This window comes from Arthrobacter sp. TJ-170 (assembly GCF_058269305.1).
Genome location: NZ_JBZCNL010000006.1, coordinates 215,406 through 231,625, shown reverse-complemented (window position 1 = coordinate 231,625; position 16,220 = coordinate 215,406). Strand labels below are relative to the sequence as shown.

Annotated in this window: 14 protein-coding genes; 7 read left to right on the top strand and 7 right to left on the bottom strand. The window is 62.5% G+C overall.

The annotated features are described in order from the left end of the window. Positions 1–8: 8 nt before the first annotated feature. Together AC4D1W_RS12900 and AC4D1W_RS12895 are read left to right on the top strand one after the other, a co-directional pair. Entirely contained in the window at positions 9–1,982 is a 1,974-nt protein-coding gene (locus tag AC4D1W_RS12900; protein ID WP_490898999.1) for a beta-galactosidase, read from the top strand. An 84-nt stretch (positions 1,983–2,066) separates the two neighbouring features. Continuing rightward, positions 2,067–3,188 (top strand): AI-2E family transporter, encoded by a 1,122-nt coding sequence (locus tag AC4D1W_RS12895; RefSeq protein WP_490898998.1) that lies wholly within the window; start codon positions 2,067–2,069, stop codon positions 3,186–3,188. A 55-nt stretch (positions 3,189–3,243) separates the two neighbouring features. Here AC4D1W_RS12895 and AC4D1W_RS12890 read toward each other — a convergent pair whose 3' ends face one another. From AC4D1W_RS12890 to AC4D1W_RS12865, 6 genes are all read right to left on the bottom strand, one after another. Next, positions 3,244–4,314, bottom strand: coding sequence for a hypothetical protein (locus AC4D1W_RS12890; RefSeq protein ID WP_490898997.1), 1,071 nt, complete (start codon positions 4,312–4,314; stop codon positions 3,244–3,246). Beyond that, a complete protein-coding gene (locus tag AC4D1W_RS12885) occupies positions 4,311–5,417 on the bottom strand; it encodes an AI-2E family transporter (protein ID WP_490891791.1) in 1,107 nt (368 codons plus the stop codon). Before AC4D1W_RS12885 ends, AC4D1W_RS12890 begins: the two co-directional genes overlap by 4 nt. After that, positions 5,414–5,725, bottom strand: coding sequence for a hypothetical protein (locus tag AC4D1W_RS12880; protein WP_490891792.1), 312 nt, complete (start codon positions 5,723–5,725; stop codon positions 5,414–5,416). Before AC4D1W_RS12880 ends, AC4D1W_RS12885 begins: the two co-directional genes overlap by 4 nt. Before the next feature lie 1,332 nt (positions 5,726–7,057). Continuing rightward, positions 7,058–7,471, bottom strand: coding sequence for a MarR family winged helix-turn-helix transcriptional regulator (locus tag AC4D1W_RS12875; RefSeq protein WP_490891793.1), 414 nt, complete (start codon positions 7,469–7,471; stop codon positions 7,058–7,060). A 132-nt stretch (positions 7,472–7,603) separates the two neighbouring features. Further along, on the bottom strand, positions 7,604–8,026 hold the full coding sequence (locus AC4D1W_RS12870) for a hypothetical protein (protein ID WP_490898996.1): 423 nt from the start codon (positions 8,024–8,026) through the stop codon (positions 7,604–7,606). Positions 8,027–8,425: 399 nt separating this feature from the next. Continuing rightward, positions 8,426–9,433: a M20/M25/M40 family metallo-hydrolase gene (locus AC4D1W_RS12865; protein WP_490898995.1), complete on the bottom strand. Its 1,008-nt coding sequence runs from the start codon at positions 9,431–9,433 to the stop codon at positions 8,426–8,428. Positions 9,434–9,636: 203 nt separating this feature from the next. Between AC4D1W_RS12865 and AC4D1W_RS12860 the strand changes: the two genes are divergently transcribed. From AC4D1W_RS12860 to AC4D1W_RS12845, 4 genes are all read left to right on the top strand, one after another. Further along, positions 9,637–10,785 carry a baeRF3 domain-containing protein gene (locus AC4D1W_RS12860; protein ID WP_490898994.1) on the top strand — a complete coding sequence of 383 codons (1,149 nt, stop codon included), beginning with the start codon at positions 9,637–9,639 and terminating at the stop codon, positions 10,783–10,785. A gap of 111 nt (positions 10,786–10,896) precedes the next feature. Then, positions 10,897–11,361: a hypothetical protein gene (locus AC4D1W_RS12855; RefSeq protein WP_490891798.1), complete on the top strand. Its 465-nt coding sequence runs from the start codon at positions 10,897–10,899 to the stop codon at positions 11,359–11,361. Between the two features lie 83 nt (positions 11,362–11,444). Continuing rightward, a complete protein-coding gene (locus AC4D1W_RS12850) occupies positions 11,445–11,864 on the top strand; it encodes a nuclear transport factor 2 family protein (RefSeq protein ID WP_490898993.1) in 420 nt (139 codons plus the stop codon). A gap of 175 nt (positions 11,865–12,039) precedes the next feature. Next, complete coding sequence (locus AC4D1W_RS12845; RefSeq protein ID WP_490898992.1) at positions 12,040–13,728, top strand: thiamine pyrophosphate-binding protein; 1,689 nt, start codon at positions 12,040–12,042, stop codon at positions 13,726–13,728. A 17-nt stretch (positions 13,729–13,745) separates the two neighbouring features. On the opposite strand, the gene AC4D1W_RS12840 is transcribed toward AC4D1W_RS12845, so the two are convergent. Further along, positions 13,746–14,459: a TetR/AcrR family transcriptional regulator gene (locus tag AC4D1W_RS12840; RefSeq protein WP_490898991.1), complete on the bottom strand. Its 714-nt coding sequence runs from the start codon at positions 14,457–14,459 to the stop codon at positions 13,746–13,748. A gap of 229 nt (positions 14,460–14,688) precedes the next feature. Between AC4D1W_RS12840 and AC4D1W_RS12835 the strand changes: the two genes are divergently transcribed. Next, positions 14,689–16,194 carry an amino acid permease gene (locus AC4D1W_RS12835; RefSeq protein WP_490898990.1) on the top strand — a complete coding sequence of 502 codons (1,506 nt, stop codon included), beginning with the start codon at positions 14,689–14,691 and terminating at the stop codon, positions 16,192–16,194. Positions 16,195–16,220: the final 26 nt, after the last annotated feature.

The window sequence follows — 16,220 nt, the reverse complement described above, 5'->3', positions numbered from 1 at the left end:
ACACCATCGTGCACTACGGCGGCGATTACAACCCTGAGCAGTGGCCCGAGTCAGTCTGGCCCGAGGACATCGAGCGGATGCGTGAAGCCGGGGTCACGATGGTGAGCCTCGGCATTTTCGCGTGGTCCCGGATCCAGCCCGCTGAGGACGTCTACGACTTCGAATGGCTTGACCGCATCATCGGCATGCTGCACGAGGCCGGCATCGCAGTCGACCTCGCGACGGCGACGGCGTCGCCCCCGCCGTGGATGACCGTCGCCTACCCGGACATCCTCGCCGCTGACGAGAACGGTGCACCGTACTGGCACGGAAGCCGGCAGCACTACGCCCCGTCGTCGCCTTCGTACCGCCGGCTGGCCTCGGCACTGGTGCAGCGTATCGCCGAACGGTACGTCGACCACCCGGCGGTGGTCCTGTGGCACGTCAACAACGAGTACGGATGCCACCTGAACCTCGATTACTCCGACTCCGCACGGGATGCCTTCCGCGTCTGGCTGAAGCGCAAGTACGGCACACTCGAAGAGCTGAACGCCGCCTGGGGAACGTGGTTCTGGGCGCAGCACTATGAGTCCTTCGATCACGTCTTCCCGCCGCGCAAGGCGCCCTACAGCCACAACCCGGGCCAGCTGCTCGACTTCCGCCGGTTCACCTCCGACATGCTGCTTGAGTGCTACCGGATGGAGCGGGACATCATCCGTGCCTCCGGAGCCACCCAGCCCGTCACCACCAACTTCATGGGTGCGTTCAAGCCCGCCAACTACTGGGAGTGGGCGGCGGAAATGGACGTCATCTCCGACGACTGCTACCCGGACCCCAACGAACCCGAGAGCTTCCGTGCCGGCGCGTTCCAGCGCGACCTGATCCGCTCCTTCAAGCCGGACACCCCTTGGCTGCTCATGGAACAGTCCACTAACGCGCTCAACTGGCGGCCCACCAACGCGCCGAAGGCCCCCGGGCAGATGCAGGCGCTGTCCATGCAGAGCGTCGGCCGCGGCGCCGACGGGGTCCTGTTCTTTCAGTGGCGGCAGTCCCGTGCGGGCGCCGAGAAGTTTCACTCCGCGATGCTGCCGCACGCCGGCACCTCCACGCGGACCTGGCGGGAGGTTGTCCAGCTGGGTCAGGATCTCGCGTCGCTGCCCGATCTTCCCGCCGGCTCCAGGGACGCCCGCGTGGCCATCGTCTTCGACTGGGAAAACTGGTGGGCGATTGAGAATCCCGACCACCCGGTTGTCCTCGACTACGTCGAGTGCGTGCAGCGCTGGTACAACGCCATCCACCGTCAGCACGTGCAGGTTGACTTCGTGCAGCCGACGTCGGACCTGGCGCAGTACGCCGTCGTCATCGCGCCGCAGCTGTACCTGCTGACGGACGACGGCGCCGCGAACCTCACGCGTTTCGTCGAGGGAGGCGGGCATCTGCTGCTGACCGCATTCAGCGACGTCGTTGACGCGTACGACCGCTTCCGCGAGGGCGGGTACCTCACCCAGTTGGGTCCGCTGCTCGGTGTATCACTTGAGGAGTTCGGCGCATTGGTGCCGCCGCAGTCAACCGGTCCGGGACAGCGGACGGCGCCCGTGGCATTCGGATCGGATACGTTCGACGGCCTGTACCTTGCCGAGGAGATCGCCGCCGTGGACGCTGAAGTGCTTGCTTCCTTCAGCGGCGGCCGCACGGAGGGTCTGCCTGCCTTCACCGGCCGCGCTGCGGGCGCCGGCCGCGCCTATTACCTCGCAACAGTGCCAGACGACGACGGCGCACGCCTGGTGAGTGCGCAGGTATTCGAGGGTGCCGGCGTCGTGCCAGTGCTCCAGGGGCTGCCCGAGAATGTGGAGGTCGCCCAGCGCGGCGATGTGGTGACACTGATCAACCATGGTGCGGACGCCGTCGCAATCGAGGTATCCGGTACGGACCTGTTGACGGATGAGGCCGTGGACAAGGTGCACCTGGAGTCCTTCGGATACGCGCTGGTGCGTCAGTCCTAGATTCCCCGAGGCTGGCGGGCGACTGGTCCGGCCTCACCACCCGCGCGGGTTTTGAATACCCGCATGGCGGTGGAGAATGGGCGGATGCAGCCCACTGATCCGGCCACGCCTGACGGAGTTCCGCCGGAATCAGCGACGTCCGGCGTGGGCGGGAGGAAAAAGCCGAAGAGATTCAGGGCGTTTCGTGTCGGGCTTACGGGCGCCCTGGGTGTGGGTGTCGGGCTTGTAGTTTGGGGTGTCGTTTCATCCCTTGCCATGCTGCTGACCTATGTGGGGCTGGCTTTTTTCGCCGCGCTGGGAATTGAACCGGTAATCCGCGCCCTCAGCAGGCGACTCCCTCGGCCGGCGTCGGTCGCCGTGGTCTTCCTCATACTGCTCGCAGCCTTGGCCTCAGTGCTGTACTGGTTGATTCCGCTGCTGGTCAGGGAAGTGGGCGATCTGATACGGGCGGTGCCGGCCTTCATCGCCTCGGTGATGGCCTCGAGCTGGTTCCGAACGACTGAGGCGCTGCTGGGCGACTTTGTGGACCTCGGTGCGGTGACCGGACAGCTGTCCGTATTCCTCAGCCGCCCGAGAAATCTTGCAATGGTGGGAGGTGGGGTCCTGTCCTTCGGAGTGGGACTGGCCGAAGCGGTCACGGGCGTCATCCTGGTCCTGATCCTCACCCTCTACTTCTCCTCCTCCCTGGGGGCAACCAAAGCGACCCTGTATGAGCTCGTTCCTGCCAGCGTACGGGCGCCCTTCGCGAGTATCGCCGAGGACATTTCCGAATCCATCAGCCGGTATATCGCCGGACAGTTCCTGTTGTCGCTGATCAACGGAGTCCTCACGGCCATTTTCCTCACGACCATCAACGCTCCCACTCCATTGCTGCTGGCACTAGTTGCCTTCCTGGGATCGGCGATACCGCTGGTGGGTACCATTGCTTCTTCCCTGATCATCACCGGAGTGTGCCTGCTCGCCTCACCGCTGACTGCGCTGGCGGCCGCCATCTACTACCTCATCTACATGCAGATCGAGGCCTACCTGCTCACGCCCCGGATTATGGACACAATGGTCAAGGTGCCCGGACCATTGGTCGTTATCGCCGTGGTGGCAGGAGGCACATTGGGCGGAATCATCGGGGCCCTCGTCGCGGTTCCCGTGGCAGCTGCGGCAGTCATTGTGCTGCGAAAAGTTGTCATCCCGAAACAAAACCAGCGATAGAGCCGTTCCGGCAGGGGCAAAGGAGCAACCGCGGTTTGCAGCGTCGCGGGGAGGGTCAGTCCTCTTCGGAATCAGCCAGTTTCCTTCGTTCGTGTTGTCGGCGGCTGTAGGTTGCTTCCCGGATTGCCTCGTCGCTGTCGAAGTTTGAGCCGAGCGCTCCTGCAGTTGTGCCGAGGGAGGCGGCAAGCCATGAAAGTTCTATGTAGTCCGTGAAGTTCACTGGGTGTTGGAGTTCCGATTGAAGATATTCAGTCGAGATGACGGCTACGGCACCGAAGAAGACCAGCGCAAAGAGGGCGGCGTACATCATTGTGACGCTGAGCAGGACTGTGAGGATTGCAGAGGCGTTGTCCCAGGCGGCATTCCGCGGTGTCGAGACATGGCTCGACGAGTTCCACAGCCCGTTGTGGACAATGAGCCAAATGCTGAGGGCCGAAATGGCAAGGGCGCTGATGAGGAGTAGCCGCACGGGTGGGAGCGCGTCAGCCATCCGCCAGATAGATGCGTAGAAGATACCGAACGCTCCGGTCGCTGCCGCTGCGGCCATGGAGCTAGAAAGCGCGGGGACCAGTCGTCCCGGACGATTGCTGCGGATCGTTCCCGTCAGCAGCCGAAGACGGTTCCACACGCCCGGAGCAGTGAGGTAGGCCACCTCACTCGGCTCTTCCAGGAACTGGAAACGAGTCCTCCCGAAACCCATGTCCTTCGACAATTGGGCGTTGTCAGGACGTTGTTGATCCTTCATAAGGTGAATCAGCGTCAGTATGAGCCTCTGGACCGAGGATTTGATGGCCACTGCCCCGAGAGTGGGAAGCGATATGAGCGCCGCGTTGGTTGCATAGTCGATCTCGCAGAGCATGGGAGTGTCGTCTTTGAGCCGGGGCAGGTCAGTCAGATAGATGAAGTAATCCCAATGCTTCTCTGCCTGCAGTCTCCTGGCCAGGGAAAGAAAGGGGATTTCACCTTCGGCGTTGAGGGGCAACTTCTCGCTGCTGGTCTCCACCTGCCAAACAGCCTGACCGGCGAAACGGTTTTCCAGCTGTTGCTTGAAGCCATTCATCAGAGAATCAACAATCTCTCGGGGAAGTCCGGGATCAGCGACCAACCCAACGGTCACATCGGTCATGAATGCTCCTCCCCGATTGATCTTCCCAGAGGCATCGGTTGATCGGGTGTGGCCATGTTCCAGCCTTTGATGACGGTCCAAATCACCGCAGCTACGGGCACGGCAAGGACTGCTCCGATGACACCGGCGAGGATCCCCCCGACGCCCAGTGCCAGGAGGACCACCAGCGGGTGGAGTTTGACGGCTTTGCCCATGATGACCGGTTGCAGGAGGTTACCTTCGAGTTGTTGGACGATGATGACGGCGGCAGCCATGGCTAGGGCCGTGCCGGCGCCATTGGTGACGAATGCGACCAGGACGACGAAGATCCCGGTGATGGTTGCCCCGACGACCGGGATAAAGCCGCCGAGGAAGACGATGGCAGTCAGGGGTAGAACGAGGGGAACCCCGAGCAGCAGCATGGCCAGTCCGATACCTGCCGCGTCGATGGCGGCGATGATCGTGATTCCGCGGACGTAGGCTCCCATGGTTTCCACGGCGTTCCTACCTGCGCGCATGGTCCGCTCGCGCCGGTCCCCGTGGAGGGTTTGGGTGAGGAAAGACCACATGGCTTTGCCGTCTTTGAGGAAGAAGAACAGGACCACAATCGTCAGTAGCAGGGCGGTCAGGAACACCGCGACGGTGTTGAGGGCTGCGATGGCATCACCAGCGGAGAACCCCCCGGTGAGGGACTGGATCGCATTCTCCCGCGCCTGCCGGATCTGTTGTTCTGAGAACGGTAGCGGGCTCTGGGCGATGGTTCTTTCAAGCCTGCCGAAGCCTGCATCAGTGTTGGCCCTCAGCTCATCCCACCGAGCGTAGATGGAATAGGTCACCGCTGCTCCCAAGCCGACCAGGGCGAGGATGCCCGCTAGCAGGGAGATGAAGGTGGCCGCCGGTTTTGGCATGCCGCTGCGTTGAAGGAAGTGAACCAGGGGACTGATCGCGGCGGTCAGCAGCAGCGCGACCAGTACTGGTACGAGGACCAGCTGCACCGCGGTCAGGGCATTGATCGCCATGACGGCAGCGAAGACGGCGAGGATCACCAGAAGTAGCTTGACCGTGGCGTGGCCGGCGCGCGTGTTCCAGATGCTGGTCATGCCGGCGGGGTTGGAGGCGCTCATGGTTTCGCTGAACTTTGGATGTCGGCGGCCTGGTTTTTCCAATGAGCCAGCAGGGCGCCGGCGATGATCGCCGCAGCCCCCGCGCTCCAGGAAGCAAGGAGTATCGTCGCGCTGAATGCCGCGTCGAAAAGCCCGGCGAGGTGGTGGGGCCGGGGAAACATCAGCCCGACTGTGAGGATGCTGAAGCCGATGGTTTCCGGTATCCCGAACCATATGGCGGCGGCCACGACGCTGAGAACGGCTGCGGGCCTGCACGCATCACCGATACGTTGCCCACGGACGTGGGCGCCATTCCTATGAGTATGCAAGGCTTATTTCTCCTTCTTATGTGCTTTCTACTGAAGGTTAGCCGTGAGGCGGCCAGCGTTGTCGAGAAATTTATCCGGGGACGCCCACCCGGGTGTCCACGACGAGAACTTTCCGGTGATTGCGCAGATCCGGCCGTTGAGGTGTCGACCGTGCTCGCTTGGACGTAGGTCTCGCCCTCCCAGTCCTCGTAGAGAGCATCGTCGAGGTCAACTCCCGACGTCCGCTCCTTCTTCCGAACCCGATGTCCCGTCGCAGGCCGTTACTCCCAGAGCGCTGATCGGCAGGATCGATAACGCCGCTGCTCTCTTCATCCAAGTGCGCTTACTCATAGTTCGCATGTCCTCCTCTAAGTTGGGTCCGGCCCATCTTGTGGATTGGTAATTTCGAGGGCGACCCTAACACCGTAAGCATCCTTAGTAGGCCGGGTTCTAGCTGAGCAATTCGCTCGTTACCTCTGTCGCAGGAGTCGATATCGCGGCGTAACCCCAGCTTTACCTACTCGTTATTCACACCGTTGCGACGTCACATACCCTGTGTCTCGCGTCAGCCGCGCTGACCTTCACACCCCGTACAGGGAATCCCGAGCTAGCTTTCCGCATCCTCCCTGAATTCTTCCACTCAGTTCCCAGCCATTTACCTGCCTCTAGCCATGCTCGCTCGATAGCTTAGGAGGCCATTGCTTCAAAGATAGGAATAGAACATGGCACGCCTAAGCAGGATACGTATTGGTATGGCCGTGTTGGATAGGACAGGGACGATCGTCGGGGTGGTGAAGGCTTTGGAGCTTGCGGAGGGCACCAAGCCACCACTGAGTCTGGTTCTTGGTGGGAGTCAGAGTCAGCCGATGCTGGAAGCAAGCTTGCGGGAAGTGGCGCGAACAAACCGGCCCGCTCGTAGGGGGCGCCTGTTGATAGAGACGAGCGAGGGCAAGGAAATCGTTGAATCTTTGGAGTCGGTTGACCGTGTCGCGGACACTGGTGTTCATCTTGCGGTGGCCAGACAGATTGACAAGACGGGTGAGGGGTCACTCGAGGGCGTATAAGACTCATGAAGCCCGGGGAGGAAACGAATGGCGCAACTGTTTCGCGTCGGACGCGGACGGCTCGAATAAAGGGTGGTCGTCACCGTCACTCAGCAGACATAGCGTCATATGTCTCGAAGCCACCCGAAACCGTGTAAGTCACTGGGCTTAGCACTTCAGGTTCCGGCGATTCAGTGGTTTCCGGCACAGCGCTTGTCGGAGCCTCGCTTGTCGGCGCTGCACTTGTCGGCCCTGCCGGCTGTGGTTCCGCGGCAGGCTCCCCGCCCCCACACCCCGTCAACAGAACGTACTAGATCACGCCTGGCTGCAGAAGTTGGGGAAGGACTTGCAGGAGTTGGGCACGTAGCCCCTCGGCTCCTGTCAAGAGAGATTTCTCGATGTCGCGGCCGACCTGTAGAACCTTTCGCCCGCGAGGAGTGATGTGGACCATCCGGCACCTATTGTCGTTTGCTGGATGGTAGGTGATGACGTGGCCTTGCTGTTCCAGCCTATCCAGGATGCCGCCGGCGGTGGGGGTTTTGACGTGAAGTGATTGTGCTATCGCAGATTGGCGAGGGGTCGGGCTGGTGGTTGCTGCTGACAAGGCGAGGTAGCCGGCATAGGTGATGCCAAGGCCGGTAAGGCGTCGGTTCCAAACGCTGGCCAAGAGGCGCGATGCGTGGCTGAGTAATTCCCGGGATGTTTCCGGTTCAGGATGCGTCACATCGTCACCTCTTGTGGTTGCCTGTAGTCGCGTGCCGCTACTAGGCTGCTTGGTTTTCGGATTCTGAGAACATGTGGTCGGCCCACGTTCCCCCTCGAGACGTCCGTTACTTACTGGGATGGCGGGCGATGATTACTCGTCCTCGAGGATCTCTCCACTCGTGGCCTCAATGTAGGGCTCTCCCACATAGTCGGCGTAGAGCTCGTCCTCCAGGTCGATCCCCAGCTTCTCCTCCGCGGTCACGACGTCAAACCCTTGCTGGACTGTGCCGGTCAGTTCGACGACCTGGCCCTCATCGAGAGGAGGAATCTCCTCCATCTCGAGGATCAGCAGCGGATCAACGGCGGTGCCGGCGGCACCGGCAATCACGAACGTGTCATCCGAGAGGGTTTCCGTCACCTCCGCGGAGACTGTGACCTCCTGGCCCACGTAGGCGTCGGCTTCGTCGTAGAAGTTCTGGTCATACGGGCCGGCAAAACCCGGCATGGGTTCGGCTACCGTTTCTTCAGGTACCGGTGAAGTTTCCGCGATGTCGCCCTCGGAGATGTCCTCCACATCGGTGCCCTGTTCGGGTGTTACACCCTGCGAGCCCGAATGCAGTGATCGGCAGGATCGACAGCGCGGCGGCTCTCTTCATCCAGGTCTGCTTGGTCATAGTGCCCATGACTCCTCCTTTGGGTTCGGGTCCGGCGGCGCGAGCCGGCCCGTCGTGCGGTTGGGTTTGTTCAGCCCCTCCCAACACCGTAAGCAGGCTTAGTAGAGAGAACCCACGAGAGCTATCGACCCGTTACCGCCGTCGCGGTCTCCGTTATCGCGGCGTTACCCTTTCTCTACTTGGACGTGACGCTGCCTGGTTCTCCGAAGCGAATTCCCTTTCCAGCATCGCGGCAGATCCTTCGATTTGGACTACACCCCGGCAAGCATGCCCAAGTACTCCCAGGGATCGAGGTAGATTCACTTGGGTGTGGCAGAGGCGAACGCCGCGGTCACATGTGCAAGGGCGGCTGTCATTTCGGCGAGCAAGTCAACGTCGACGTTGTCCAATGTGTCGCAGCGTCGGTGGTAGCACGGGTCATGTTGCTCGCCGGCAGTTCCGCCATACGCTTGTGCTTCCTGCGCCGTTTTGATTCCTACGTCGCCTGTGAAGAGGCCGCCCACGGGTATGCCGGCTTCTTCGAATGCGGCGTAGTCGGACCCTCCGTCTAAGACCGCGGGTTCGACGCTTAGGCCGGATGTGGCGAAATAGTCGAGGAACATTTCCTCGATCTGAGCCGAACCGTCGGGATACCGGCCGCCGAAGGTGGATCCGTCGCCATCATGGACAAAACGCGCGCCGTTAGGTGATCCCGCTATATCGATGTTCAGGTTCATCGCAGTCTGATCGATTTGAGCGTCGGTCAACTGATTCACGTAGTGCGTGGAACCTTCCAGGCCATCCTCCTCGGCACCCCAGAAGGCGAACCGCACGCGGTTGGCAGGCTCTTCGCCGGCCGCGGCGATCCACCTGGCAACTTCCAGCATCGCTGCAACACCGCTGCCGTTGTCGTTGATTCCTGGGCCCTTGAGCACCGAGTCCAGATGACCTCCGACGACGATGGTGTGGGCATCGCTGCCGGGCGTGTCGGCCAGTATGTTGAAGGATTCGACCCATTCGCCGTCGTCCTGGTAAGAGAAGGGTTGCCGGACGGGCGTATAACCGGCTTCCTGAAGGACCGCCTCGACATATTGGGCGGACTCCTCGTATCCGGATGTACCTGCTGCACGGTTCCCATTATTCGAATCGGCGATGTCCTGCAGCGCTGCGAGGTGCACCCCGTAATCAGCGGCCTCCAACGACTGTTGGACGGCGCTCGCGTTCGGCGCCTGATCGGGCACCAGGGGAAACGGTGCAGAACACGCAGCGGCGCCGAACAACACCGTGGACACGGCCATGATCAGACCGGTCTGGGAGAGGGCTCGCATGAACGGAAACATAGCCCCAACCGGCACCAAACGGAAGCACACTCTAACAACGATCGAGATCAATTACGCAGCTGGGAGGGTGGCCAGCAGCGAATACAAACAGTAGCGTCGAAGGTAGTGAGGAACTGACCGGTGAGATCGAGTCCGCCGTCAGTTGTCACCGCTAAGGCAGTACGGAACACGCTCTGCGGAAGGACCTTGAATTGTTCACGCAAACCGATCTGACCCGACTGATGACCATTGACTCAACCACTGCGGTATCGATTTTCATGCAGACACATCCCAAAGGGAAAGAAGTGCGGCAGGACCCCATTCGCCTGAAGAATCTCCTGGCCGAGGCCCGGACAAGGCTCATCGCCGCAGACCTGTCAGAAGCAGACGCCGACTCTATCCTTGAGCCCGCCGTCGCCCTTCTGGAAGACCGCGATTTTTGGCAGCACCAGAACACTGGATTGGCTCTTTTCATCAACACGGAACAAACAAGAGAGTTCAGGGTTCCCCTCAGCTTCGAGGAACTCGTGGTGGTGGGAGAGAAGTTTCATATCAGGCCTCTGCTGCCCCTCCTGGCTGCAGACGGTCGCTTTTCCGTCCTGACAGTGACGGCCGATGAAGCTGTTCTCTTCGATGCGTCACGTTATGAAATCACTGAGGACACAACCGCCGGTCTTCCTGAGAGAACGTCAGTGGAAAACGATTATGAGAATCCGGTGCAGGCCAGTCCTCCTGCGCGTCCCAATGTAGGGACAGCGAACATTCCGAATGCACAGGTTTATGGAGACAGCCCACCTGATTTCCGGAAAGCACGCCTCCAGGAATTCGTCGCCGACGTGGCGAAGGCGGTTGAGAATCGGCTTTCCTCGGACCCCCAACCCCTGGTGCTCGTCGCGGATGCTGAACTCAGCGGGCATTTCCAGCAAGCGAGCGGCCTTGGCGAGCTCCTGGCGGGCGTCGTGGAGACCAATCCGAGCTCACTTGATACTTCAGCGCTGCACAATCTGGCTTACGAGCAGGCGAAGGAACGGCTGGAAAGCGGACAGATGGAAGCCATCACCAACGCCGCTGAGCTTCTGGGCAGAGGCGACAATGCAGCAACGAGCCATATCGGGGACATCGTTCGCGCATCACACCAGGGGCGGGTCGGCACTTTACTCATTAACGACGGCGAGCCGATCTGGGGGCATTACGACAGCGAGGCTGACAGACTTGAGACAGGGCCCGTCTTCGAATTCCGGGGAGAGGATCTCTTGGGCGTCGCCGCAACCGAGACACTGCAACACGGAGGGATTGTCCATGTTGTATCGCCGGATGAACTTCCCAAGGAAACCGATGCAGTAGCGCTCCTGCGCTACTGAACCATAAGGCGTCTCTTCTGGATCCTTCGTTCGTGGTTCTACCCGAACCCAGAATGTGCCGGGCGGGAAAGTTGAAGGATGCGCGACGTTCGGGCGGGCTACTCTGGTTCCATGTCGCGAGCACTCCTTCGAGCCTGGGGAATTGCGCTCATCGTGCTGACCTCCGGATGTGCCTGGATCCCGCAGCCCAAGCCCGGTACGGAATCAGGACCCAACGGTGAGCTGCTGGTGGTGTCGCGTACCGGGCCGGTGGACGCCGTCATGGAAGCGCTCTTCGAGGGCACACTCTTTCTCAATGAGCACTCCTGCGTTGCCGGTCGCACCTTCGACGGCCAGGAAGTGACGATGCTCTTTCCGCAGGGCAGTTCGCTGGAGGGTGCCGACGAGTTGGTGATCCGCTCCGGGGATCATCGGATCGCCCTTCAGGTTCCTGTCGCGCTGGGTGGGGGCTTCTTACCTTCCGATGAGGACAACCTCTCGGACGTCCCGGACGGATGCAAGTACGACGAGACGTTTCTCGTCCAGACGATCGGGGGGCCGGGACCGGTGGCCGAACCGTCAGCTTCGCCTGACTGATCAATGGACAAGGTGCACCTGCAGTTCTTCGGGCAGGGAATCGAAGGATCAAAGGGAACCAGTCAGCCGAAAGGATAGCCCAGATGCGTGAAGTTATAGATCGGCTTGTGGCGGCGTTGAACACGCACGATCTCGAAGCGGCAGCGGCGCTGTTCCACGAGAAATACCATAGCGAGCAGCCTGCCCACCCTGGCCGGGCCTTTGTGGGCAGGGAACAAATGCGCGCGAATTGGGCGGCAATGTTGGCCGGGATTCCTGACCTCCACGCAGAATTGATCCGCTCGGTCGAGGACGGGAACACCACATGGACCGAATGGTTCTGGTTCGGTAATCGCACCGACGGTCAATCGGTCCAGGTGCGCGGAGTGACCCTTTTCGAGATCAGGGGTGGCCTGATCACGGCTGGCAAGCTGTACATGGAGGACGTCGAACGCGAGGCTGTGGGCATCGAGCAGGCGGTGGAGGATCTGTCCGGGCGTCGACCGGACCATGCCGGGGACTGAGTAGCATCACGGCCGACGCGGGGCACCGCCCACGGCTTCCCAGGTGCCAAGGGACTCCCATTGGCCGGCCAGCGTCGCCGCGTCGCTGGCCGGTGGCGTTTTCGGCACCCGATGCGAGCGGCCTGCCCATGACCGATAACCTATTCACGACGACACGAAGGAGTGGATAGAACCAATGACGAGCGCCAGCACACACGTTCCACAGTCCGGCAAGACTCCCACGCTTCCGGATGAGGGCCACGTTTCGGCGGCGGTGGCTGACGCGGTCGCGGAGCGGGCCGGGCACCTGTTCGGGCTCATGGGCAACGGCAATGCGCACCTGATCAGCCGGCTCACGAGGCGCGGCTTTCCGTTCACTTCCGCACGGCATGAATCCGCTACCGTCGCGATGGCTGACGCGTATCACCGGGCGACCGGCGGAGTCGCCGCAGCAACCACTACGTACGGCGCCGGTTTCACGAACGCCTATACAACCCTTGCCGAGGCGCGCTTTGCCCGCATCCCACTGGTCCTTGTTGTCGGCGACGCGCCGTCCAGCGGGCCGCGGAACTTCGACCTCGACCAGACGATGGCCGCCGAAGCGGTCGGCGTGACCACGCTCGTTGCCCATCCCGGCAACGCAGCCGAAATCACCCATCGCGCCTTCGACCTGGCGCTGCAGACGGTGCAGCCCGTCATCGTCGCCATCCCCTATGACCTGGCCACGGCACCGCTCACCGAATCCGAACCCCTCGACCCGCTGCCCGCCAAGGCAGAGTGGCCACCCAAAACGGATGACCTCGAACGCGTCGCCGACCTGCTCGCCTCGGCGCAGCGTCCGGTGGTAATCGCCGGCCGCGGTGTCGTGCTCGCGGACGCAGCCGCTGCGCTGCGGACCATCGGTGACCGCCTCGGCGCGCTCTTCATGACCTCAGTGATGGCGATCAACGCGTTCGAGAGCGAGTGGGACCTTGGCGTCGCGGGCGGATTCACCCGACGCCACCGCCTCGACGTGGCACGCCAGGCCGACGTCGTGCTGGTGGTGGGAGCGAGCATGAACATCTTCCAGACGCGCTACGGAACCCTCTTCCCGCCGGAAACACGCATTATCCGGGTGGACAACGAACCTGACGAGCATCATCCGATCGTCGTGGACTACATCCGCGCCGACATCCGCCCCTTCGTTGAAAGCCTGCTGGAGCGGGTGCAGGAAGCACCGACCACGTGGCGCGACGGCGTTCCCGAGGTCGCCGGGGAGGAGTTCCATTCTTCCTCGCCCATAGAGGATCCGGTCGAGTTCGGCCCCGACGGACGGCTGAATCCGCGGGCGGTGGTCGCTGCCCTGGAGAGTATCCTGCCGGTAGAGCGGTCGGTGGTCATGGATGGCGGGCACTTCATCGGCTGGGCGCCGATGTATCTGTCGGTGCCGGATCCGCACGCCATGATCCTCGTCGGCACGGCCTTTCAGGCCATCGGCATGGGCTTCGGGTCCGCCGCGGGGGTCTCTGTGGCGCGGCCGGAGCGCACCACCGTCCTGGTCAGCGGCGACGGAGGCGGCCTGATGGGGTTGGCGGACTTCGAGACGTTCCTCCGCGCCACCCGCAGGGGAGTGGTGGTGGTTTTGAATGACTCAGCCTATGGCGCCGAACTGCACCAGTACGCGGCCAAGGGACTGCACAACGAGGCGATGCTGATCGATGAAGTGGACTTCGCCGCCGTCGGGCGAGCCCTCGGTGCCGAGGGCGCCAAAGCCCGCACCCTGGCGGACCTCACGGAACTGAGCGACTGGCTGGCCGCCAACGACGACGGCGTCTTTGTCCTCGACGTCGCCATCTCCCAACAGGTCGTCGCCGAATTCATGGCCGAATCGGTGGCCAAGAAGTAGGAACGACGACGGCGGCGTCACCTCTCGGTATTTGCGCAGGGAACGGCGTCTGCGTGGACCGTACCGTGGGCGGCAATGAGCGCCCTGCTTTCCGCGCGGATCTCCTTCAACCGGTCGCCCAGGCCGCAAAGAATGATGCCGGCGTCTGCCACCTGCATCGGGGAGTCCGGCGTGCTCAGCCCATCGGCCCGCAGGCTCACCAGAGACTCGATCAGCCGGAAAGCCAGGTCACCGTTATGGGCGGCGTCGGATGCGCCGCTCCCGGGAAGCTCTGCGCCGAGGCGCTGATACAGGCCCCGTAGTTCCCGCCTGTCCTCCAGGAAGCTGCTGAAGCGCTCACTTCGCGCTTCCGGCAGGTGGTAGAGGACGCCCAGGTTCCAGCGAGCGGCGCACAGTTGGGTTCCGTCGTAAAGCGCCGTTGCATGTAGGCGGGCAGCCGTGGCGAGTGGTTTCTCGTGTGGAGGACGGTCCCCGGTGATCTCGCGGGCGAACGCCAGCCCGCCTGCGACCGTGCCGGAGAGCAGGACTTCGAGGATGTCGTCCTTGGTTTTGAAGTGATGGTACAGAGAGGACTGACGGATTCCGACGGCGTCGGCGATGGCACGCGTTGATGTGTTCGCGAAGCCCTGTGTGGTGAAAAGTTCCGCGGCGGCGTCGAGAATCTCATCGATGGCGGTCGCTCCGGGCCGGGAGGACTGCTGTTTGCGGGGGCGGCCCGGTCCTGTGGTCACTGCATCATTCTTGCATCACTCCTGAGGCACGATCCGGGTGGCCCCAGTTGGTGAGAAAGGCGAAATATCCGGGAAACAAGCTCTCAATGAGCCTTTCACAGAGGTGAAACCGTTCGGGCATATCCGCTTGGAAAACTATCAAGTGACCGGTATTCAGCAGCTATCGGCTTCATCGCTGCATTTGCCGGAACGATCCACTGCCTGTCCCGTTCCAGCTACGGAGATCCCGATGACGTCCACTGCTCTCCCCGCGTCCGCACATGCGGACGATGCCGACCTTTCTTCCCTCGGCTATGAACCTGCCCTGCACCGCAAGCTGGGGCGATACGCGTCTTTCGCGGCCGGCTTCTCCTTCGTCTCGATCCTGACGACCATCTTCCAGCTCTTCGCCTTTGGCTACTCCTTCGCCGGCCCCGCCTTCTTCTGGACCTGGCCCGTGGTGCTTGTGGGACAGCTCCTGGTCGCCCTCAACTTCGCCGAGCTGGCCGCGCGGTACCCCCTCTCGGGGGCGGTCTACCAGTGGTCTCGGCGCGTCGGCGGTGAAACCGTCGGCTGGTTCGCCGGTTGGTTCATGGCACTGGCCCAGGTGGTCACCGCCGCTGCTGCCGCCATCGCGCTGCAGGTAGTGCTGCCCCAGCTCTGGGACGGCTTCCAGCTCGTAGGCGGGGACCCTGCACTGAACACCGTAACCGGCGCCACGAACGCCGTCGTCCTCGGTGCGGGCCTCCTCATCGCCACGACGATCATCAACTGCCTCGGCGTCAAGCTGATGTCCCACGTCAACTCGATCGGCGTCACCTGCGAGATCGTGGGCGTCATAGCGGTTGTCCTCGCTCTGGCGACTGCCGCGCAGCGCGGTCCCGACGTGGTCATGGAAACCACAGTCCTCCAGGGCTCCGAGTTGGGTGCCGTGGGCGCGTTCCTGGTGTCCGGCCTGATGGCCGCATATGTGATGGTCGGCTTCAACTCCGCAGGAGAACTGTCCGAGGAAACGAAGGATCCGCGCCGGACTGCTCCCCGGACCATTCTTTCGGCGCTCATCATCTCCGGCATCGGTGGAGCGCTCATGATCATCACCGCGCTGATGGCGGCACCCAGCCTTGACGACGGCCGACTCGCCACCGAGGGGCTTCCCTACGTGCTTACGGCAGTCCTGGGAACCTTCTGGGGCAAGGTGCTCCTGGTGGACGTTGCCGTGGCCATCTTCGTCTGCACCCTGGCCATCCAGACCGCCGGATCACGGCTGGTCTTCTCGATGGCCCGGGACGGCAAGCTCCCGGCCTCCGCACTGCTGTCCTCCGTCCATCCGACCCGCGGCACACCGATGTGGCCCTCCATCGCCATCGGCGCCCTCGCCGTAGCAGTGCTCGGCATCAACGTCGGAAACGCTGCTCTCTTCACCACCCTCACCAGCGTCTGCATTGTCATGGTGTACCTCGCCTACCTGATGGTCACTGTGCCCCAGCTGATCAACCGCCTGCGCGGTGACTGGAACGGCGTTGGGCAGACCATGCCCGCCGGCCTCTTCTCCCTGGGGCGCTGGGGGCTTCCCGTAAACATCCTCGCCGTCCTCTACGGCGCCGTCATGGTGCTCAACCTGGCCTGGCCCCGACCCGAGGTCTACGACCCCTCCGGGGAGAACGGGATCCTGCTCTATTCGGCGCCGCTGATGGTGGGACTGGTCCTGTTCCTCGGGATCTGGGTCCGCCGCCGCACCCTGGCCGTGAAGGCCTGAAACCCGTCCGCTCCGCACGTACCCGT